Origin of the sequence: Candidatus Poriferisodalis sp. (assembly GCF_965203655.1) — a bacterium.
In the GTDB taxonomy this organism is placed as follows: Bacteria; Actinomycetota; Acidimicrobiia; order Acidimicrobiales; family Poriferisodalaceae; genus Poriferisodalis.
The window spans coordinates 947998-967831 of sequence record NZ_CBDBDD010000009.1 but is presented as its reverse complement, the minus strand read 5'-3'; the positions used below and the strand labels follow the sequence as shown (position 1 = coordinate 967831).

At 66.6% G+C, this 19834-nt stretch carries 18 protein-coding genes; 1 reads left to right on the top strand and 17 read right to left on the bottom strand.

Translation table 11 applies throughout. The features are described 5' to 3' along the window. Positions 1 to 7 precede the first annotated feature (7 nt). From ACOGW9_RS15740 to ACOGW9_RS15710, 7 genes are all read right to left on the bottom strand, one after another. Positions 8 to 889 (bottom strand): AAA family ATPase, encoded by an 882-nt coding sequence (locus tag ACOGW9_RS15740; protein WP_419912919.1) that lies wholly within the window; start codon positions 887 to 889, stop codon positions 8 to 10. Positions 890 to 965: 76 nt separating this feature from the next. Beyond that, positions 966 to 2198 carry a glutamate-5-semialdehyde dehydrogenase gene (locus ACOGW9_RS15735; RefSeq protein WP_419913112.1) on the bottom strand — a complete coding sequence of 411 codons (1233 nt, stop codon included), beginning with the start codon at positions 2196 to 2198 and terminating at the stop codon, positions 966 to 968. Positions 2199 to 2286: 88 nt separating this feature from the next. Continuing rightward, positions 2287 to 3381: a glutamate 5-kinase gene (gene proB, locus ACOGW9_RS15730; RefSeq protein ID WP_419912917.1), complete on the bottom strand. Its 1095-nt coding sequence runs from the start codon at positions 3379 to 3381 to the stop codon at positions 2287 to 2289. Between the two features lie 61 nt (positions 3382 to 3442). Continuing rightward, positions 3443 to 4711, bottom strand: a complete 1269-nt coding sequence (obgE, locus tag ACOGW9_RS15725) for a GTPase ObgE (RefSeq protein WP_419912915.1) — start codon at positions 4709 to 4711, stop codon at positions 3443 to 3445. 70 nt (positions 4712 to 4781) lie between these two features. Further along, positions 4782 to 5033 (bottom strand): 50S ribosomal protein L27, encoded by a 252-nt coding sequence (rpmA, locus tag ACOGW9_RS15720; protein WP_419912913.1) that lies wholly within the window; start codon positions 5031 to 5033, stop codon positions 4782 to 4784. 45 nt (positions 5034 to 5078) lie between these two features. Next, positions 5079 to 5390, bottom strand: coding sequence for a 50S ribosomal protein L21 (gene rplU, locus ACOGW9_RS15715; RefSeq protein WP_419912911.1), 312 nt, complete (start codon positions 5388 to 5390; stop codon positions 5079 to 5081). A gap of 60 nt (positions 5391 to 5450) precedes the next feature. Then, a complete protein-coding gene (locus tag ACOGW9_RS15710; protein ID WP_419912909.1) occupies positions 5451 to 6710 on the bottom strand; it encodes an Rne/Rng family ribonuclease in 1260 nt (419 codons plus the stop codon). 27 nt (positions 6711 to 6737) lie between these two features. Here ACOGW9_RS15710 and ACOGW9_RS15705 point away from each other — a divergent pair, with 27 nt between their 5' ends. Next, a complete protein-coding gene (locus tag ACOGW9_RS15705; RefSeq protein WP_419912907.1) occupies positions 6738 to 6908 on the top strand; it encodes a hypothetical protein in 171 nt (56 codons plus the stop codon). 619 nt (positions 6909 to 7527) lie between these two features. On the opposite strand, the gene ACOGW9_RS15700 is transcribed toward ACOGW9_RS15705, so the two are convergent. The 10 genes from ACOGW9_RS15700 to clpX form a co-directional block, all read right to left on the bottom strand. Next, the gene (locus ACOGW9_RS15700; RefSeq protein WP_419912905.1) at positions 7528 to 8367 is read right to left on the bottom strand and encodes a TIGR03936 family radical SAM-associated protein; all 840 of its coding nucleotides are present in this window, start codon (positions 8365 to 8367) and stop codon (positions 7528 to 7530) included. Positions 8368 to 8434: 67 nt separating this feature from the next. Next, on the bottom strand, positions 8435 to 10435 hold the full coding sequence (locus ACOGW9_RS15695) for a TIGR03960 family B12-binding radical SAM protein (protein ID WP_419912903.1): 2001 nt from the start codon (positions 10433 to 10435) through the stop codon (positions 8435 to 8437). 52 nt (positions 10436 to 10487) lie between these two features. Continuing rightward, complete coding sequence (gene rodA, locus ACOGW9_RS15690; RefSeq protein WP_419912901.1) at positions 10488 to 11657, bottom strand: rod shape-determining protein RodA; 1170 nt, start codon at positions 11655 to 11657, stop codon at positions 10488 to 10490. After that, positions 11654 to 13894 (bottom strand): penicillin-binding protein 2, encoded by a 2241-nt coding sequence (gene mrdA, locus ACOGW9_RS15685; protein ID WP_419912899.1) that lies wholly within the window; start codon positions 13892 to 13894, stop codon positions 11654 to 11656. The genes rodA and mrdA overlap by 4 nt, the downstream gene beginning before the upstream one ends. Continuing rightward, complete coding sequence (locus tag ACOGW9_RS15680; protein ID WP_419912897.1) at positions 13887 to 14423, bottom strand: hypothetical protein; 537 nt, start codon at positions 14421 to 14423, stop codon at positions 13887 to 13889. The genes mrdA and ACOGW9_RS15680 overlap by 8 nt, the downstream gene beginning before the upstream one ends. Before the next feature lie 13 nt (positions 14424 to 14436). Beyond that, the gene (gene mreC / locus ACOGW9_RS15675) at positions 14437 to 15339 is read right to left on the bottom strand and encodes a rod shape-determining protein MreC (RefSeq protein WP_419912895.1); all 903 of its coding nucleotides are present in this window, start codon (positions 15337 to 15339) and stop codon (positions 14437 to 14439) included. Positions 15340 to 15350: 11 nt separating this feature from the next. Next, the gene (locus ACOGW9_RS15670) at positions 15351 to 16409 is read right to left on the bottom strand and encodes a rod shape-determining protein (RefSeq protein WP_419912893.1); all 1059 of its coding nucleotides are present in this window, start codon (positions 16407 to 16409) and stop codon (positions 15351 to 15353) included. Beyond that, positions 16409 to 16855, bottom strand: a complete 447-nt coding sequence (gene ndk, locus ACOGW9_RS15665) for a nucleoside-diphosphate kinase (protein WP_419912891.1) — start codon at positions 16853 to 16855, stop codon at positions 16409 to 16411. Before ndk ends, ACOGW9_RS15670 begins: the two co-directional genes overlap by 1 nt. Positions 16856 to 16918: 63 nt before the next feature. Beyond that, on the bottom strand, positions 16919 to 18373 hold the full coding sequence (locus ACOGW9_RS15660) for a bifunctional folylpolyglutamate synthase/dihydrofolate synthase (RefSeq protein ID WP_419912889.1): 1455 nt from the start codon (positions 18371 to 18373) through the stop codon (positions 16919 to 16921). Between the two features lie 10 nt (positions 18374 to 18383). Further along, complete coding sequence (gene clpX, locus ACOGW9_RS15655) at positions 18384 to 19649, bottom strand: ATP-dependent Clp protease ATP-binding subunit ClpX (RefSeq protein WP_419912887.1); 1266 nt, start codon at positions 19647 to 19649, stop codon at positions 18384 to 18386. Positions 19650 to 19834 lie beyond the last annotated feature (185 nt).

Sequence of the window (19834 nt, the reverse complement as noted above, 5' to 3'; positions counted from 1 at the left end):
GCGGCGGCTAGGCCTCGACCGTCAGTTCCTTGGCGGCCTTCTCGATGTCTGACTGGTACTTCAGCAGGATGTGCAGCGTCTGCTTGGCCTGCTCAACATCGATGTTCTCGATGCCCAGCAGCACCAGCGTCCGGGCCCAGTCCAGCGTCTCGGAAACTGACGGTGCCTTCTTGAGCTCGAGCTGGCGCACCGAGCGCACGACCCGTGCAATCTGCTCTGCCAGGTTCTCGCTGATGCCGGCCACCTTGGTCAGCACGATCTGCTTCTCGCGCTCGAGGTCGGGATAGTCGATGTGCAGGAACAGGCACCGGCGCTTGAGCGCCTCGGACAGCTCACGAGTGTTGTTCGACGTCAGGAACACCAGCGGGATCTGGCTGGCCATGATGGTGCCCAGCTCGGGAATCGAGACTTGGTAGTCGGAGAGGATCTCGAGCAGCAGCGCCTCGGTCTCGATCTCGACACGGTCCACCTCGTCGATCAGCAGCACGACCTTGTCTTCGGCGCTGATCGCTTCGAGCAGCGGCCGGGTGAGCAAGAACTCGTCCTGGAAGATGTCGTCCTGCAGCTCCACCCAGTCCTCGTGCTCCGCGTCGACGCCGCGGTCGGCCTGGATGCGCAAGAGCTGCTTCTTGTAGTTCCACTCGTACAGCGCCTTGGCCTCGTCGAGCCCCTCGTAGCACTGCAGGCGGATGAGACGTGCACCGCTCATCGCCGCCACCGACTTGGCCAGCTCGGTCTTGCCGGTGCCGGCCGGTCCTTCGATGAGGACCGGCTTGCCGAGGCGTTCAGCCAGGTAGACGACGCTGGCGATGCCATCGTCTGCGAGGTATTCGACCTTCGCCAAGCCTTCTCGGACACCCGAGAGGTCTCCGAACATTGTCTCGCTCATAGTGGGGGTCTCCGGGGGGATTGTGGGAAATGAAGCGGTCTGACAGTGTGGCAGCCGCGGCGGGTAGTCGGCACGGTCACCCGCGTGTGTGACCTTGACCGGTCACCACGAACTTCGTCGTCGTGAGCTGGGTGAGGCCCATCGGGCCACGTGCATGGAGTTTCTGGGTGCTGATGCCGATCTCCGCGCCGAAGCCAAACTCCTCGCCGTCGACGAAGCGGGTCGAGGCGTTCACCAGCACCGCAGCGGCGTCGACGCGGCGGGTGAAGGACTGCGCGGCAGCTAGGTCACCGGTCACGATGGCTTCGCTGTGGCCGGTGCCGTGCCGGTTGATGTGCGTGATCGCCGCATCGAGATCGTCCACGACGGCGACGCTCATCTTCAGAGCGAGGAACTCTGTCGAAAAGTCGTCGGGGCTCGCAGCGCCGATGCGCCGCGAGATCGCTTGGGATGCCGAGTCGCCGACGAGTTCCACGTCGCACAGATCGCCGACGATGCGCGGCAGGAAGGTCTCGGCCACCGAGCGGTGCACCAGCAGGGATTCCGCGGCGTTGCACACCGAGGGCCGACTGAGCTTGGCGTTGGCGACAATGTCGGCTGCCATGTCGAGGTCGGCTGCGGCGTCGACGTACACGTGGCAGTTGCCGTCGCCGTCGATGACGTAGGGCACCGTGGCATTCGCGAGCACCGAGGAGATCAACGCAGGCCCGCCTCGCGGGATCAGGCAATCGATGCAGGAACGTAGGCGCATGAACTCCGTGGCGGCGCTGTGACGGGTGTCGGTGACCAGCAGCAGGGCATCTGCGGGGAGTCCCGCCTTGACCACGCCTTCGCGCAGTGCTTCGGCGATCGCGATGTTGGACTGGAGTGCCGCCGATGAACCCCGCAGGAATGCCGCGTTGGCCGACTTCAGGCACAGCCCGAATGCGTCCGAAGTGACGTTGGGCCGGCTCTCGTAGATGATGGCAACAACGCCGAGCGGCACCCTGACGCGCTCGACGATGAGCCCGTTGGGCCGCACCCAGCCATCCACCCGCTCTCCCACCGGGTCGGCAAGCGCTGCGACGTTGCGCAGCCCCGCAGCCATGGCACCGATGCGACCGTGATCGAGCCGCAACCTGTCGACGAGCGTGTCTGAGGTTCCCGCCGCTTGGGCGTTGGCGACGTCGTCTCGGTTGGCGGCGAGAACGCTGTCGGTCGCTTCCTCGAGCAGGTCCGCAGCCGACAGCAGGGCCTCGTCTCGCACGGCGCCGGGTGCTTGCGCCAGGACCGTCGCGGCAGCCTTGGCTCGCTCGCCGAGCGCGAGCATCTCCGCGGAGACAGGACTGCCGGTCCCGGGCGGCGCGGGCTCGGAGGCCACGTCAGGCACCCGAGCAGACTAGTGGCATCGCCCCGAATCACCCCAGAACGATGAGGTCGTCGCGGTGCACGACGAGGGGATGCAAGCCCTCGGGCAGCTGATCGCTGCGCAAGCCGGCAGTGACGCCCAGTCCCTCGGCATCGATGGCCGCGAGCCCCTTGGCAAAGATCTCGTTGTGCTCATCGACAATGTCCACGGCCTCGCCTGCAATAAAGGAGCCATCAGAGCCGACGACGCCGGCCGCAAGCAGGGATTTCCCGCCTTGGGACACGGCTCGCCGAGCGCCGCCATCGACGGTCACCGTGCCTCGGGCAGCCACAGCGAACCCAATCCAGAGCTTGCGGGCGGAGACGCGGGCATCCCGAGCAGGCACCGTGGTGCCGACGCCTGGTCGGCCCGCGGCGGCGTCAGCGACTACATCGGGCCGGCGCGCTGAAGCGATCACCGTGCGCACCCCGCTCCACGAGGCCATCCGAGCCGCTGCCAGCTTCGAGGCCATGCCGCCGCTGCCGACCGCGCTCGCTGAGCCCGCGGCAGCCTGCAGCGACGGGCTCACCTCCTGAATCTCCGAGATGAGCGAGGCTTCGGGATCGATGTTGGGGTCCGCGGTGAGCACTCCGGGCATGTCGGTCAGCAGGATCAGCGCATCGGCGCGCACCAGGTTCGCAACGAGCGCTGCGATCCGGTCGTTGTCGCCGTAGCGGATTGCGTCGTCGGCGATCGCGTCGTTCTCGTTGACAACGGGCACGACGCCGAGGTCGAGCAGGTGATGGAACGTCGCTCGGGCGTGCAGGTACTGGTCACGGTCGCGGAAGTCGTGCGGGGCGATCAGGACTTGGCCGACGACCATGCCATGGTCGGCGAACAGCTCCCGGTAGGACGCCATGAGGTCGATCTGCCCCACTGCGGACAGTGCCTGGAGCCGCTCAGGCTCGGTGGGCCGTTCGACTTCGAGCCGTTGCACGCCTGCAGTGATCGCGCCGGAGGTGACCACGATCACTTCGTGTCCCGCGGCGCGTACGCCGGCGACTTCCGATGCCAGCTTGGCAACAGCGTCAAGGTCGACACGCCCGTCCGATGTCGTGATGGACGACGTCCCGATCTTCGCGATCAGCCGTTGTGAAGCAGGCATCGACGTCAATCCTGCCGTGTTGCCGTCGCGATGGCAGCGACCGGTGTCGCGTGCTGAGCCCTCACGTGTCTGGCTCGTAGGTGAATTCGAAGTCGCCGATGCGGACAAGATCGCCCGACTGGGCGCCGTTGCGGGCCAAGGCTCGGGACACGCCGAGTTTCTCCAACCGCCGTTGCGCCCATGCCAGCGCGGCGGGATCGGTCAAATCCGACAGTGCCACCGCTCGCCGTGCCTGACGTCCCTCGATCTCGAAGATCCCATCCGCTAGGCGCAGCACGGCAACGCCCCCTGGCGATGGGCGGTGCACTACGTACTGGGAAGGAGCGTCATCGGCCGCGCGTGCCTCGGCAACCAGGTCCCGCAGGCTTCCGAGCACCGAGTTCACGCCCTCGCCTGTCACCGCGCTGACGCGCGGCCCGTCCCAGTCGAGGTGTGCCACATCGGTCTTGGTGCCCACGATCAGTTTGCGCCGGGTCGCGAGCATTGGGTTGTAACGCTCGAGCTCGCCGAGCAGCACGTCGACCTGCTCGTGCGGGTCCCGATCGCTGACCTCAGCCAGATCCGCCATGATCAGCAGCACACGGGCACGCTCGACGTGTCGCAGGAACTGGTGCCCGAGGCCCTTCCCCTCAGCTGCGCCCTCGATGAGCCCCGGCACATCCGCGATGACCATCTCGAAACTGCCCTCGTTGCTGCCCCGATCGCGAACAGCGCCGTCATCGAGCCGGACGACGCCCAGAGAGGGCGTGAGCGTCGTGAACGGGTACGAGGCGACCTTCGGCTTCGCTGCTGACACCGTGCTGATGAACGTGCTCTTGCCGGCGTTCGGGAAGCCGACCAGTGCGACATCGGCCATCAGCTTCAGCTCCAGGCCGAACCAATGTTCCTCGCCGGGCTCTGCCTGTTCGGCGAATTGGGGTGCTCGCAGCCGGTTGGAAGCAAAGCGCACATTGCCACGACCGCCTCGGCCGCCTTGCGCAGCCAGCCACCGGTCGCCTGCGTTCACCAGGTCGGCGATCGCCGTGCCGTCCCGATCGCGTACGACAGTGCCCTCAGGCACCCGGACGAACTCGTCGTCGCCGTTACGGCCGTGTCGCTTGCGGCCTTGGCCGTGCGTTCCGTTGGCGGCGCGCCGGAACGGGAAGTCCCGGAATGCCAGCAGAGAGGCCACGTTGCGGTCGGCCACCAACCACACGTCGCCGCCATGACCGCCGTCTCCCCCGTCGGGGCCGCCGCGGGGCACGTGGGCCTCGCGGCGGAACGACACGCAGCCGGCGCCGCCGTCGCCTCCCTTGGCGTGCAGCTGGCATTCATCGACAAAGTCGCTCATCGGCGGTCGCCTGTCCAGGCTGTCTCGGCTGTGCCCGCGGACGCCCACCCGGACGTCACGGCATCCCGGACTAGGAGGTGACGACGTCGACTAGCCGGCGTCCGCGGCGATAGCCGAAACGCACAACCCCCGGTGCCGTGGCATACAGGGTGTCGTCCTTGCCACGACCTACGTTGCGGCCCGGATGGAACTTGGTGCCCCGCTGGCGCACGATGATGCCGCCGGCATCAATCGTCTGGCCTGAGTACACCTTCACGCCGAGGCGCTTAGCGATCGAATCGCGCCCGTTGCGGGTGGAGCCTCCGCCCTTGGTCTTCGACATCGTGCTGTCCTTTGGTGTCTGGTGGGGCGCGCTCGGCGGGATGGGTTAGGTGGTGGCGATCGCGGTGATCTCGACCGTGCTGTAGCGCTGCCGGTGGCCCCACCTGCGCCGGTTGTTAGTGGCGTTCTTGTAGGTGAATCCGTCGATCTTGGGACCCTTAGTCTCGCCGAGCACCCGTCCTCGCACCAAGGCACCGTCGAGTTCGTCGGGCGTCGCCAGCACCGTGCCGTCGTCAACGACGAGCACCGGCGTGAAGGTGACTTCCTCGCCAGCCTGCACCGCGAGCAGCTCAACGTCGAGCCGTTGGCCGGCCTCGACGCGGCGCTGCTTGCCGCCGGTGGCGATGACTGCGTACATCAACCCGGAAGGATACCGATGACCCCTCAATTCGGCGCAACCGATTTTCTGGCTCAACCGCTAAGCGAAGAGCGACTCACGCAGCAGGATGCCCCGTCCATCGCAGACCTCGCAGGGATCGGACATCGATTCCAGCAGACCTTCCCCGGTACGCATCCGGGTCATCTGGACAATGCCCATGTCCGAGATCGGCTCGGTCGCGGTTCGCGTCTTGTCGCGAGCCAATGCCTCGTTCAGCGTCGACATCAGCTTCTCGCGCTGTCGCTTGTCGTCCATGTCGACGAAGTCCACGACGATGATGCCGCCGATGTCTCGCAGTCGCAGTTGCTTCGCGATCTCGGTCGCTGCTTCGAGATTGTTCTGAAAGAGGGTCTCGTTGAGGCTGGAACTGCCGACGTTGCGCCCCGTGTTCACGTCGATCACGGTGAGTGCCTCGGTGTGCTCGATGATGAGCGAACCGCCTGAGGGGAGCCAGACTTTGCGATCGGTGGCCTTGCGCACCTGCTCGGCGACGTGGACGCGCTCGAACAGCGCGAGACGTTCGGCCACCGGGTCGTAGTAGCGGATCCGATCTACCAGCGGTGCCGCAACGGCCTCCATGTACCCCTTGACTTGTTCGAACAGTGATGGGTCGTCGATTACGACCTCGCGGAAGTCCGCCGTGAACTGCTCGCGGATGATGCGCACGGCGAGCTCGGGTTCGCGGAACAGCAGCGCCGGAGCCTCAGAACGCTCGGCAAGCTGGGAGATCTTCGTCCATTGACGGGTCAGCCGTTCGATGTCCCGGCGGATTTCCGCGGGGGTGACGTTCTCTGCCGCAGTCCGCAGGATCACGCCGAAGCCCTCGGGAGTCTCCTTGGTCAGCAAGCTGCGCAGCCTGCGTCGCTCGCGGCTCGGCAGGCGGCGGGAAATACCCGTGACGTTGCTGTTGGGAATGAGCACCACGAACCGACCCGGCAGCGATACCTCAGTTGTCAGGCGGGCACCCTTGTGGCCAATCGGATTCTTGATGACCTGGCACATGATCTTCTGGCCATTGCGGATCAGCTCCCCGATCGCGGGTCCCTCGACAGAGCGGCCTCGCCGCCCGCCCGCCCGCTTGCGCTCGGGACTGGCGTCGTCGTCGCTGTCATCGGTGTTGACCGTCAGATCACCCCGGTAGAGCACTGCCTGCTTGGGCGTGCCGATGTCGACGAATGCTGCCTCCATGCCCGGAAGAACCCGTCGCACCCGGCCCATGTAGAGGTTGCCGTAGATCTCGGAGATGTCGTCCGATGGACGGCTGACGTAGTACTCGATGAGCGATCGGCCTTCGAGCACTGCGATGTGTGTGGCGCCTTCCGCGACGTGGACGCACATGCGGTACCGGCCGATCGGCTTGCCGTTTCGGTACTTGCCGCGGCGCTCGGAGAGCTGCGCGTCGTCGAGCTCGACTGGCTGCTGATCGGCCAGGATCGCCTCGACAGGTGCGTGGGAACCGTTGCGCCCCTCATCCGCCGTCGTTTGCGCTTCGCCTGATCGACCACGCCCACCGCGTCCTCGACCTCCACGGCGGCGACGACGACGACCAGTGGTGCCGTCGCCTTCGGTCGGCTGGGAGGCCGGTGCCGGACGGCTGTCCCCGATCTGGGGCTTGCGTACCGGCGGGGGTACCGGTGGCGGCTGCGGCTTCTCCGGCGCAGCTGGGGCGTCGGCGGGGTCAGTTGCCGTCTTGGATTTGGGCCCGCTCTTGTCCTTGGCTCCAGCCTGTGACTTCGTCCCGGACCCAGACTTGGCCTTGGGCTCTGCCTTTGATTTCGACTCTGCCTTGGCTTTAGGTGCTGCCTTTGCGGTGGGCCCTGATTCTTGCTTGGTCTCCGGAGCTTGCTTGGGCTCCGAGGAGGCTCCCTCCGATGATGTGCGCGCTCGCCTGCGTCGCGTCTGCTGCGGTGGGGCCTCTGCGGGTGCTGCGGCGCTCAATCCCGGTTCAGGCTTGTCGGGCGCATCACCGGTCGTGGGTGCCACTAGCCGGCGCTTGCGAACGGCCGGCTGCGGCTCCGCTGTGCTGGTCTCGGTCGAATTGGCGTCTTTGGAGTTGTTCCTGCTCTCGTTTGCTGTGTCGTTTCCTGTGTCGTTTGCTGTCTCGTTCAGTGTCGATTCATCCACTGAGAGTTTCCTTCTGTCTCTGGGCGCATCGGGAAGGCACGGCCGGTTCGGCTCGTCCTGCGGCGCCACACGTCCATTGATGTGTTCTTCGGGCTCTGCCCATGTCATGTGCCAGCGCGAGCGCTGGCACCAGTTCGCTGGGGCGCACCACCCGGGGCGTGGCTGAGAGCTCGGCACTCAGCACCGTCCCCCAATCCGAACGTCCGACCACTTGCAGCACCTCAACGCTGGGTCGAATATCCGAACTCACGGTCTCGCCTTTGTGCACCCGTTCGGTCACGACGGTACCGGCGGCAAGCAGTTCTGCAACTGCTTTCGCCGCTGCGGCCTCATCCAGCCCCACGATCTCGAACTGCCATCCGCATGTGCGCACGGCAGCCTGCAGCGACGGCCCGCGGCCGTCGGTCAGCACTGCGGCAGACACTTCCATGCCCACCGGCAGCGCCTCGCTGAGCGCTTCGGCGATGGTGCAGTAACTCGGGGCGTCGAGCTGTGGCTCGTGTTCACAGGGTGCGTGGGTGCCGCTCCGGCAGACGATCACCGGCCCTCCAGCCGCGCTGAGGGCGCCGACGCCGTTGGAGGCGTCTGCGTCGCCTGCCGCGCCGTCGATCAGCGCACTGTCCACCAGCGGCAGCTCCACGAATTCGCCGTCGGATTCATACCCGGTCGGCAGTGCCAGGCCGAAGCTCATCCGCATGCGAGGCGAGAAGCCTTCGCTGTAGGCCACGGGCAGCCCCACCTTGCGCACGGCGCGCTCGGTCACCCGGGCCACATCCCGGTGGCCGATGAACCGGATCTTGCCGGTCTTGGAAAAGCGGACGCGCAGCCTCAATGCGGTCTCCCACCCACGAGGGTGGGAGCGGCACTGCGGCTCAGCACCGGCGCGTCGGGGCCGCGCATCATGCGCCGCCTCCTGCCGGTGCTCCTGCGCCCGCCAGCTGGCGAGGTCGCAGCTCGACCGGCACCACATGCCCGGTCGCGAGATCCTGTCCCGTCCCCTGGCTGCCGCCATTGGGGGCGACAGGGGACGCAACGATGTGCTCGATCCCATATTCAGTACAGGCCCCGCAGTCGTAGCACGGGGTCCATCGGCAGTCAGGCAGACCATGCCCAGCGAGGGCGTCCTGCCAGTCCTGCCAGAGAAAGTCGCGATGCAGCCCGGCACCGATGTGGTCCCAGGGCAGCATCTCGTGTCCGCCTCGGTGGCGGTGCACGTACCAATCCAGGTCAAGGCCGCATGCCGCCATCGCCTCTTCCCACAGCGAGAGGTCGAAGCGCTCGCTCCACTCCTGGAATGTGCCGCCCTTGCGCCAGACGTACTCGATGGCCGCGCCGACCCGTCGGTCCCCGCGGCTGGCGATGCCCTCGGCAGTTGACGCCGCCGGGTCGTGCCACTTGAGCTGGACACGCCGGTTCCTGCCCAGTGCCGAGCGCACCAGCCGCACCTTGCGGGCCAGCTCGTCGGGCGGGTTCTGCCCGAACCACTGGAACGGCGTGTGCGGCTTAGGCACGAAGCCCCCCAGCGACACCGTCACCGACGCCCGCTTGGTGTACTCCTGACCGATCCGAGCGCAGCTCTCGGCCAAATGCGCTATGGCCTCGGTGTCGGGGTCCATCTCCGAGGGCAAGCCCGTCAGGAAGTACAGCTTCATGCGATGCCAGCCTTGGCTGTAGGCCGAACGCACTGCGCTGTAGAGGTCTTCTTCGGTGATGAGCTTGTTGATGATCTGGCGCAGCCGCCACGATCCCGCCTCGGGGGCAAAGGTCAGCCCCGTACGCCGCGCCCGTGACACCTGCGCCGCCACGTCCACGGTGAACGCATCGACACGCAGGCTCGGCAACGACACGCTGATGCGGTTGGGGTCAGCGCCATCCCCGGCTGTGCCGTCGCCGCACCCGGTGACCGTGTCACGGACCAGCTCGGCAATGCCGCTGTAGTCCGCCGTGGACAGCGACATCAGGCTGACCTCGTCGTACCCGCTGCGCTCGAGGCCGGCCGACACCATCTCGCGCACCTGTGCCGCAGGCCGCTCCCGCACCGGGCGGGTGATCATGCCCGCCTGGCAGAAACGGCACCCGCGGGTGCAACCCCTGAACACCTCGACCGACAGACGATCGTGCACCACCTCGGTGACGGGGACGAGTTGGCGACGTGGGTAGGGCCAGTCGGCAAGATCGGCGACCGTCCGCTTGGCAATCAGCGGCGGCACATCGGGATACCTGGGAGTCACCTCGACAAGCGCGGCCCCGTCGTACGAAACCTCGTACATCGACGGCACGTACACACCCTCGATGCCCGCAAGCTCTCGCAGCAGTCCCTCACGAGTGCCGGTTCGCTTGCCGGAGCGCTTCCAGGCGCCGACCACATCGGTGATCTCGCCGACAACCTCCTCGCCGTCGCCGATCACGAAGAAGTCCACGAAATCGGCCAGCGGCTCGGGGTTGAATGCGCAATGACCGCCGGCCCCGATCAGCGGCTCGGCATCGCTGCGCTGCGCCGACCTCACCGCCACACCGGCCAAGTCGATGCAGTTGAGCACGTTGGTGTAGACGAGCTCCGCAGAGAGGTTGAAGGCGATGATGTCGAATTCGCCCGCAGCGCGGTGGGTGTCCACCGAGAACAGCGGCAGCCCGTGGGTGCGCATCTCGGCTTCGAGGTCGATCCAGGGCGCGTATGCCCGCTCGGCGCTCGCATCGGGTCGCTCGTTCACCAGCTCGTAGAGAATCTGCAGTCCCTGATTGGGCAGGCCGATCTCGTACGTGTCGGGATACGCAAAGAGCCATGAGGTGAGGTCGGAGTCAACACGTGGTTGCTGCATCCCGTCCTCGCAGCCGATGTATCGAGCCGGCTTGGAGACACGTGGCAGCAAGGGCTCGAGCCGTGGCCACAGCGTTGTCATTGCACGCTCAACGCTACCGGCACCTACCGATAAAGAGGGCTGAGGCGGCCTCTCAGAGGGAATACCGGCGCGCGCCGACACTGATGACGATGCCCACGGCAGCGAATGCCGTCACCGTCCCCGAACCGCCGTGGCTCATGAGCGGCAGCGGGATGCCGGTGATCGGCATGATGCCGATCGTCATCCCGACGTTCTGGAACACCTGGAACAGCAGCATCGAGAGCACGCCGACGGCCGTTAGTCGCCCGAAGGGGTCGCTCGCACTGCGGGCAATCTGCCAGATGCGCACCGACATGTACGCATAGAGGGCCAGCAGGATCGAGCCTCCGATCAAGCCGAACTCCTCCCCCAGAGCAGTGAAGATGAAGTCGTTGTGCTGCTCCGGCACCAAGTCCAGATTCGTCTGGGTGCCCTGTTTCCAGCCCTGGCCCCAGATGCCGCCTGCGCCGATCGCAATCTGGCTCTGGCGCAGGTTGTACGAGGCTTCCAGCGGCTCGAAGTCCTGGTCCAGGAAGGCCGTCAAGCGGTTGCGCTGCGTTTCATTCAGCAACCGCGGCCCCTGCAGGGCATCAATGCTGAAGATCAGGACCAGCGCCAGGATGCCGGCCAGCGTGATGACGACGATATGCCGGAGTTGCGCGCCGGCGACCAGCAGCATGCCCATCGCCACAGCCACGAAGACCAGCATCGTGCCGAGGTCGGGCTGCAGGTAGATCAGGCTCATCGGCACGATCAGCAGCAATCCAGCGTTGAGCAGCGTGTCGAAGCGCAGGTAACCCTCGTGGTTGGCAACGAACGCAGCCAACGACACGATCACGATGAGCTTGGCGAACTCCGACGGCTGCACCTGAAAGCCGAAGAATGGCAGCTCGAACCACGAGCGGGCGTTGCGAATCTCGGGACCCCAACGCAACAGCGCCGCGAGGGCGACGAGCACCGCCAGGTATGCGGGCGTGGCATAGAAGCGAAGCACCCGGTAGTCGATGACCGCCGCGACCACCATGACCACGACGCCGACACCGACGAAGATGGCCTGGCGCCGAGCGACGGTCCAGGGATCCTCGCCGTCGAAGGTGAGGCTGCGCCACGTCGCGGCGTAGTTCATGGCGATGCCCACGCAAGCGACGGCAATGGCTGCCAACCCGAGCGAGTAATCGGCAAACCACGCGGGAGATCGCAATTCGCGCCGGGTGTGCGTGCGATTCAGCAGCCGGGCGATCATGACACTGCCGCCCTGCGATGTGTTTGATGGCGCCGCAGTGCCGCCCTGCGATGTGTTTGATGGCGCCGCAGTGCCGCCCTGCGGCGCGGCATATCGCTCTGGGGTGCGCCGGTGATCTCGTCCACATCGGGAATGCCGTCACCGTCTGCGTCAGCGGGCGTGTTGGCCCGGGGCAACTGGATACCCCAGGGGCAGCCCTCGGGCACATATCCGAGGAAGGCCGGGTCGCCTCGCAGCGCCTCGGGCACCTCGGGGCATTCAGGCTGCGGCGGCACGAACGCGATCTGCGGCTCCGGCCAACGCTGCTCGTAGGCGCGCACCGCCTCCATGATGCGTCGCGCCACCGGCGCTGCCGCCTCACCGCCATACCCGGCCTCTTCCATGACAACGGCGACGACGTAACGCGGATCGTGCGTCGGCGCCCACGCCACGAACACGGCCGTGTCCTCCTTCTTGCGCCGCAGCACCGCATTGAGGCCCTGCGCCTGGGCCGTGCCGGTCTTGCCCGAAACCCGGTAGCCCTCGTGGTCGTATCCCTCGAACGCCTTCGCTGCGGTGCCCCTCAGCCGGGAGTTGGTGACGTTGCTCAGCCCCTCCCGCACCACGGCGCTCCCGTCGGGAAAGTCCACGACTTCGAGCACTCTCGGCTCAAACTCGAGCACCGCCTCGCCGAACGTCTCGGCTTCGCGCGAGACCACCGCCTCAACGATGTTGGGCGAGAACAAGGTGCCGCCGTTGGCGATCGTGGCGTAGGCATTCGCCAACTGGACCGGCGTGACGGCGACGAGGCCCTGGCCGATGCCGGTATTGATGTTGTCGCCGGGAAACCAGCGCGGCGGTTCGTCGTAGGGGTTGTACGCCTCGGGACTGATCTCGAACAGCGTCTTTTTCACCTCGCCGTCAGGGATCCGCCCAGATTTCTCGAACGGGAGCTGCACACCGGTTGGCGAACCGAACCCGAGCAAACGAGCCATGTCCTGGATTGCCCACTGCTCGGGGCCGTCGATCCAGTAGAGATCGTCGGCCACTTTGTAGAAATAGGCATCGCTTGAACGGGTCAGCGCGCCGGACAGATCCAACGTCCCGAGCGCGGCGCGGTCGGCATTGAAGAATGTGCAGCGGCCGGTGCAGCCCCGCGCCTCGGGAATGCTGTAATACCCGACATCGTGGAATGCCGCCCTGGGCGAGATCAGTCCGGCTTCGAGCCCCGCCAACGCCGTCACCGGCTTGAACACCGATCCCGGCGAGTAGAGGCCCTGAACCGCCAGGTTGTTGAGCGCGCCGGGCGCGTACGGATTCTCGAACACCGACCGGTACTCGGCGAGGCTCAGTCCCTCCACCATCCAGTTCGGGTCGTAGGTCGGATGTGACGCCATCGCGAGCACGTCGCCGTTGCGGGCGTCCATGACCACGGCGGCACCGGTGAGCGCCGGGTAGAAGAAGCCAGAGTCCTCGCTGACGTTCTTGCGTGCAGCGATAAGGCCCTGCCGCAGGTACGACTCTGCCGCCGCCTGCAGCTCGACATCGATCGAGAGCACGACGTCATCGCCGGGCTGCGGCGGGACATCGGCCAAGATGCGCTGCACACGGTCGAGTCGGTCGACCTCGAGCTTGGTGCGGCCGGGCTCGCCGTGCAGTTCTGCTTCGAACAGACCCTCGATGCCTGCCCGACCGACGCGCTCGTAGGGCAGGTAGCCGTCATCGATCAACTCGCGGTGCTGACGCTCCGACATCGCCCCCACATACCCGACGATGTGCGCGGCAACCTCGTCCTGGGGGTAGGTCCGCACCCAGTCCCACTTGGCCTCGACGCCTGGAATCGACCGTTCTGCCACACGCAGCAAGCCGTCCTCGTCCAGGCCGGTCGCGACAACCTTCGGGGCGAGCGGGTGCGTCCGCTGATCGGCGAGGCCCCTGACGAGTTGGGATTCCGGCACGTCGAGCAGATCGGAGAGTTGGGCGATGACCGACGCAGCATGATCTTCGGTGTAGCTGGACTGGTCGATCGTCACGACGCCGGTGCGAACATTGTCTGCAAGCACGACGCCGTGGCGGTCGAGGATCCGTCCTCGGGTCGGCGGTGTGATGATGATGCGCACCTGGTTGGACTCCGCAGCCACGGAGAACTGTTCGGTCTCGAGCACCTGCAGGTACCACAGGCGAGTGAACAGCGCCCCAAACAGGCCCACGATCACGATGCCCAAGAAGGCCATCCGGCGGCGGACCGTCTCATCCACCGAGCGATCTTCCTTCGCGGCCGGTGACAATCCGCGGGCGGATCACGAGTGCCCACCGCACGGCGCGCTCGACCAGCGGATGCGCCACGAGGGCAGCGAGCGCCGTGACGATCGCGATTCGCACGATCGGCGCTTCGATCACATGTGCGAGATCCAACAGCCAGCCTGCGCATGCAAACAAACCGATGCCGCCAGCGGCGAGCAGCGACGCGACTGCAGCACGGGCAACCCTGCCTGCCGATCCGATCTGCTCCGCGATGATGCCCGACAGGTAGCCGACGAGCGTCAGCACCAGCAAAGACATGCCGAATGGCGTGTGAACGATCAGATCGGTTGCCAACCCGCAGCCGGCACCGAAGGAGGCACCCGTGCCCCTGCCCCCCACCATGCCGCCGACCACAGCCAGCACTACCAGCGGGTCGATGACGACTCCCGCCGGGGTCATATGGCTCAACAAACCGACGTGAATCACGACAGCAGCCACCAGCAACAGCGCCGACCGGGCCAGCGGGCCCGAACTCGCCATCACCGCAGATCTCCGATCACGACGCACCGCCCCCTTGATCCGGCTCCGGATCCGGTTCCCGGTCGACGATCACCGGCTCGGGCACGTCCGGTTCATAGAGCAGCACTTGCACCCAGCGCAGGCGCGTCAGGTCTGCGGCGGGGTGAACAGTGACCCGCTGTGCGCCCCGTACCGCATCGGGCACAACATCGGTGACCGTGCCCACGAGCAGGCCGGCAGGAAACGTGCTTCCGGCGAACCCGCTGGTCACCACGGTCTCTCCAGGAATGACCACGGTCTCCAACTCGATGTAGCTGACCTCGAGATCGCGGTCGGGCCCGCGTCCCGACACGAGGCCGTCGTCACCGGAGCGCACGATGCGTACTCCGGCATCGAAGTTGGGATCGGTCAGCAGTTCCACTCGCGACCAGTTCGGGCTGACCTGCACCACCTGTCCGACCAAGCCGTGACCGCTCTCCACGGGCATCCCTTCCCGGATGCCATCGCGGTGGCCCTTGGCCAACTCGATCGTGCGTTCGAAATTGGATATCGGTGCATCGATGACCCGGGCGGTGACCCGGGGGATGGCCTGCACGGTGTCGCGTGCTCCGAGCAGCGCGAGCAGTTCCTGGCGGTCCCGTTCCAACTCGCCGACCCGCAGGATGGATGCCTCCGCTTCAGCCAGCTCGCCGCGCAGTTGCGCGTTCTCGGCTTCGAGGTCGTCGTAGCTGACCACGCCGCGCCAGGCGTCCCGGATGGGCCCAGTCACCCAGTCGCCGAAGGTCCGCACCGGTCCGAGGACGTCCAGCACCGCTCCGCGAGCAGTGTCGAGAACGCCTCCTGACCCGCGGGCGTCAAGCGTCAGCAGCGCAATGGCCGTTACGACGAGCAGGCCCAGACGGAGCCACAGACGTCTCCGATTGCCGGCGCGGCGGGCCACAGCCGGGGGCGTCAGCGCCCCTCAGTCGACGAGTACAGCACTCCGTGCAGGACGTCGAATTCCTCGAGCGTCTGGCCAGAGCCGCGCACCACGGCAAACAGCGGATCTTCCGCGATGTGCACCGCGACACCGGTCTCAGAGCGCAACCGCTCGGTCATCCCTCGCAGCATGGCACCGCCTCCGGCAAGGGTGATGCCGTAGTCCATGACATCGGCAGCGAGCTCTGGTGCAGTGTCGTCGAGCGTTGCCTTCACCGAGTCGACGATGGCGCTGACCGGAGCTGCGATCGCTTCGCGGATCTCCAAGCTGTCGACGCTCACCGATTCGGGCAGCCCGCTTACCATGTCGCGACCGCGAACCTCGGCGTAGATCTCCTCTTGCAGCGGCCACGCCGAGCCGAGCGCCAGCTTGATTTCTTCCGCGGTCCGCTCGCCCACGATGAGGCCATGCTCCTTCTTGACATGCGCGACGATCGACGCGTCGATCATGTTCCCGCCGACGCGCGCCGATCGCGCCGTGACGATCCCGCCGAGCGAGATCACGGCCACCTCGGTCGTGCCGCCCCCGATATCGACGATCATGCTTCCCTGCGCCGACTGCACCGGCAAGCCCGAGCCGATGGCCGCCGCCATCGGCTCTTCGATGATGTACGCCCGGCGAGCCCCCGCGTACTCGGCAGCTTCCTGGACGGCGCGCTGCTCGACACCGGTGATGCCCGAGGGCACGCAGATGACCATGCGCGGCTTCGGCCAACGTGTTTGGGAGACCTGATTGATGAAGTGCCGGAGCATCTTCTCGCAGATGTCGAAGTCCGCAATCACACCGTCCTTGAGCGGGCTGATGGCGGTGATGTTGCCTGGCGTGCGGCCGATCATCCGCTTCGCCTCGTGGCCGACGGCGAGCGAGTTTCCGGTCATCGAGTCGACGGCGACGACGGAAGGCTCGTTGAGCACGATGCCCCGGCCGCGCACAAACACGATCGTGTTGGCGGTGCCCAAGTCCACTGCGATGTCCCGGCCGCCGAGAACGCTGCCGCGCTTGCGAGGCCGGGGTGATCCGTTGGTAGCCATCAGTGGTCGGCCTTGCTGTTGGAAGCGACAAGGGCGCCGAAGAACAGGGCGATCTCCCGCTCGGCAGAGGCTTCGCTGTCCGAGCCATGCACCAGGTTCTCGGTCGGAGAGATCCCGTAATCACCCCTGATGGTGCCGGGCGCCGCTGTGGCTGGGTTGGTGGCCCCCATCAGCGTGCGGACGACGGCGAAAACGTCATCGCCCGAGTCGGCAGGGCCATCCAGCACCATCACGACCGACGGTGAACGGGTGATGAACGCGAGCAGCGGCTCATAGAACGGTTTGCCCTCGTGCTCGGCGTAGTGCCGTTGGGCGGTCTCACGATCGATGCGGCGATGCTCCAAGGCAGAGATCGTGAGACCCTTGCGCTCGAATCTGCCCATGATCTCCCCGACGAGGCCCCGCTCGACCGCGTCGGGCTTGCAGATCACCAGCGTTTGGGACATCGCGGTCTCCCTCGGCCTGCCGCTGCGCAATGGCGCGTCACACCACTGGCTGCGCGTCCGAGGCTAATGCGGGCGGGCCCCCAGAAGTCGCCGGGCCTCCGCCGCGACGTACAGCGAGCCACTCACCACGACGGTCCCGTGTGGGCCGGCCCGATCCATCGCCCAACGCACCGCATCGTCGACGCCGCCAATGGGGATGATCTCGGGGCTGTGGTCAGCTCCTGCGGCGACGCGCTCGACTGCATCGGCCACATCTTCGGGTGCGATCGCACGCGGCCACGCCGCAGTCGTCGCGACCACGGCATCGAAGACGCCGAGATCTAGTGCTTCGCAGAACGCGCCAGGATCGTGCGGCTTGTTGGCTCCGATGACCAGCACGCCCCGCGACACGCGACCTGCCGCATCGGCGTCCTCAGCGGGAGCTGCCGCGCCGGCGCCGATCGACAGCGTCTCGGCGAGCGTGTCGCGCAGCGAGGCCGCACCGGCGGGGTTGTGCGCCCCGTCGATGACCACCGTCGGCTGGCGCCCGACGATCTCGAAGCGAGCGGGCAACGTGACATCAGCCAATGCAGCCGCGACGACGTCGTGATCGAGGCTCCGGCCGAAGAACGCTTCGACCGAGCAGATGGCGCACGCGGCATTGACCGCCTGATGGGCGCCGTGCAACGGCACGAAGTGGTCGCTCTGTTCCCCGAACGGCGTGACCACCGTGACGAGCTGCCCGCCGATCGCCGGGTGGCGGGCCGCGATGTCCCAGTCAACGCCGCGGCGCCACAGTTCTGCGTCGTTGTCGGAGGCAACGCCGGCCACGATGTCGACAAGCTCGGGAGCGGTTTCGCCGCACACAACGATTGAGTTGGGCGCGATGATGCCCGCCTTCTCCGCGGCCACGTCTGCCAGCGTCGGCCCGATGATCTCGAGGTGGTCGGCGCCGATATTGGTGATCACCGCTACGGCTGCGTCGACGACGTTCGTTGCGTCCCAGCGGCCGCCCATGCCGACTTCGATCACGTTCACATGCGCCGTCGAGGCGAACCAGCTGTATGCCGCGGCGGCCATCACCTCGAAGTAGTTCGGCCGTTCCCCGCAGCGGTCGATCACCATCGGCTCAAAGACCGCTATCTCGCTGATGGCCAGCGCGAAAGACTCGTCGTCGAGCGGCTCGTTGGCCACGGTTATCCGGTCGTTGACACGTTCGATGTGCGGGGACGTGTAGCTGCCCGCTGCCAGACCGCAGGCACCGAGCAGCGCCACCGAAAGTCGGGCAGTGCTGCCCTTGCCGTTCGTGCCGGTGATGTGGATGGCCGGGACGCTGTCCTGGGGGTCGCCCAAGATTCCCATGAGCGTCCACATGCGGTCGAGCGTGGGCGCGGTCGCCTCGGGACCGCCGAGCAGACGCTCGAGATCGATGTGGGAGTCGAGCCAGTCGAGCGCAGCCTCGTAGTCGCGCAGCGGCCCTGCGCCCGCGCCGTGTGGCCCTGTGGTCGGCGGTCCGTCCTCTGACTGCCCTGGGTTCAAGATGCGCGGCTTACGAGGCCCGGCGCGTCACGGTCGAGCGGGGAACCAGCGTGGGATTCACCTGTTCCAGCACGACGCTGCGGTCCACGATGCAGCGGGCCACGTCGTCACGGCTCGGCAGGTCGTACATCAGCCCCAGCAAGACCTCTTCGAGGATGGCCCGCAGCCCTCGAGCGCCCGTGTTGCGGAGCATGGCCTGATCCACGATTGCTTCCAGTGCGTCCTCGGTGAATTCGAGCTCGACATCGTCGAGTTCGAACATCCGGCGGTACTGGCGCACAAGGGCGTTCTTCGGCTCGGTGAGAATCCGTCGCAGCGCGTCCGGACCCAGCGGGTCGACGACACCGACCACCGGCAGCCGGCCGATGAACTCCGGAATCAGGCCGAAATGGCGCAGGTCTTCGGGCAGCACGTCCGGCAGGATGTCGAGCGCCGAGGCATCGGCGGCATTGCGAAGCCTCGCGCCGAATCCGACCCCTCGCTCCCCCACGCGGTCAGCGATGAGGCGCTCAAGACCGTCGAACGCACCTCCGCAGATGAACAGCACGTTGCTGGTGTCGATCTGCAGGAACTCCTGGTGCGGGTGCTTGCGACCGCCTTGGGGCGGCACCGATGCAACCGTGCCTTCGAGGATCTTCAGCAGCGCCTGCTGGACGCCTTCTCCGGACACATCGCGGGTGATCGAGGCGTTCTCGGCCTTGCGGGCGATCTTGTCGATCTCGTCGATGTAGACGATGCCGGTCTCGGCCCGCTTCACGTCGAAATCCGCCGCCTGCAGCAGCTTGAGCAGGATGTTCTCGACGTCCTCGCCGACGTACCCCGCTTCAGTCAGCGCTGTGGCGTCGGCGATGGCGAACGGCACGTTGAGCATGCGAGCGAGGGTCTGCGCCATCATCGTCTTGCCGCAGCCCGTCGGGCCGATCAGCAGGATGTTGGACTTTGCAATCTCGACATCCTCGGCGACGCCGGGACCCGCAGGTTCGAGGCGCATCCGCTTGTAGTGGTTGTACACGGCCACCGACAAGATCGTCTTGGTGCGGTCCTGGTCGATGATGTAGTCGTCGAGAAAGGCGTAGATCTCGCGTGGCTTGGGCACCGACTCGAACGGCGTCTGCGGCTGCTCCTCGACCTCGTCGTCGATGATCTCGTTGCACAGGTCGATGCACTCGTCGCAGATGTAGACGCCCGGGCCCGCGATGAGCTTTCGCACTTGCTTTTGGGACTTGCCGCAGAACGAGCACTTCAGCAGCTCGCCCCCCTCGCCGAACTTCGCCACGTTGCACCTCCCTCCTGCTGAGCATCCATCGTCGCATCTGTCGTCGATGGCCGTACAAGGGTCGCACACGGCAGGTACGGGCGCGACACCCCTTCGGTCGATTTGGATTGACCGCCAAGGATGGCACAGCGGGCGCTGCGCGGCGCGATCCGTTTCTGCGGGGGTGTCTGTGCTGCCGCGCCCCG

What these genes read in the sequence shown, in the direction of transcription:
- ndk (WP_419912891.1), bottom strand. Translation starts at nt 16,855, where the DNA reads ATGTCCCAAACGCTGGTGATCTGCAAGCCCGACGCGGTCGAGCGGGGC.
- obgE (WP_419912915.1), bottom strand. Translation starts at nt 4,711, where the DNA reads ATGAGCGACTTTGTCGATGAATGCCAGCTGCACGCCAAGGGAGGCGAC.
- ACOGW9_RS15670 (WP_419912893.1), bottom strand. Translation starts at nt 16,409, where the DNA reads ATGGCTACCAACGGATCACCCCGGCCTCGCAAGCGCGGCAGCGTTCTC.
- rplU (WP_419912911.1), bottom strand. Translation starts at nt 5,390, where the DNA reads ATGTACGCAGTCATCGCCACCGGCGGCAAGCAGCGCCGCGTCGAGGCC.
- ACOGW9_RS15740 (WP_419912919.1), bottom strand. Translation starts at nt 889, where the DNA reads ATGAGCGAGACAATGTTCGGAGACCTCTCGGGTGTCCGAGAAGGCTTG.
- ACOGW9_RS15695 (WP_419912903.1), bottom strand. Translation starts at nt 10,435, where the DNA reads ATGACAACGCTGTGGCCACGGCTCGAGCCCTTGCTGCCACGTGTCTCC.
- rpmA (WP_419912913.1), bottom strand. Translation starts at nt 5,033, where the DNA reads ATGTCGAAGACCAAGGGCGGAGGCTCCACCCGCAACGGGCGCGATTCG.
- proB (WP_419912917.1), bottom strand. Translation starts at nt 3,381, where the DNA reads ATGCCTGCTTCACAACGGCTGATCGCGAAGATCGGGACGTCGTCCATC.
- ACOGW9_RS15735 (WP_419913112.1), bottom strand. Translation starts at nt 2,198, where the DNA reads ATGCTCGCGCTCGGCGAGCGAGCCAAGGCTGCCGCGACGGTCCTGGCG.
- rodA (WP_419912901.1), bottom strand. Translation starts at nt 11,657, where the DNA reads ATGATCGCCCGGCTGCTGAATCGCACGCACACCCGGCGCGAATTGCGA.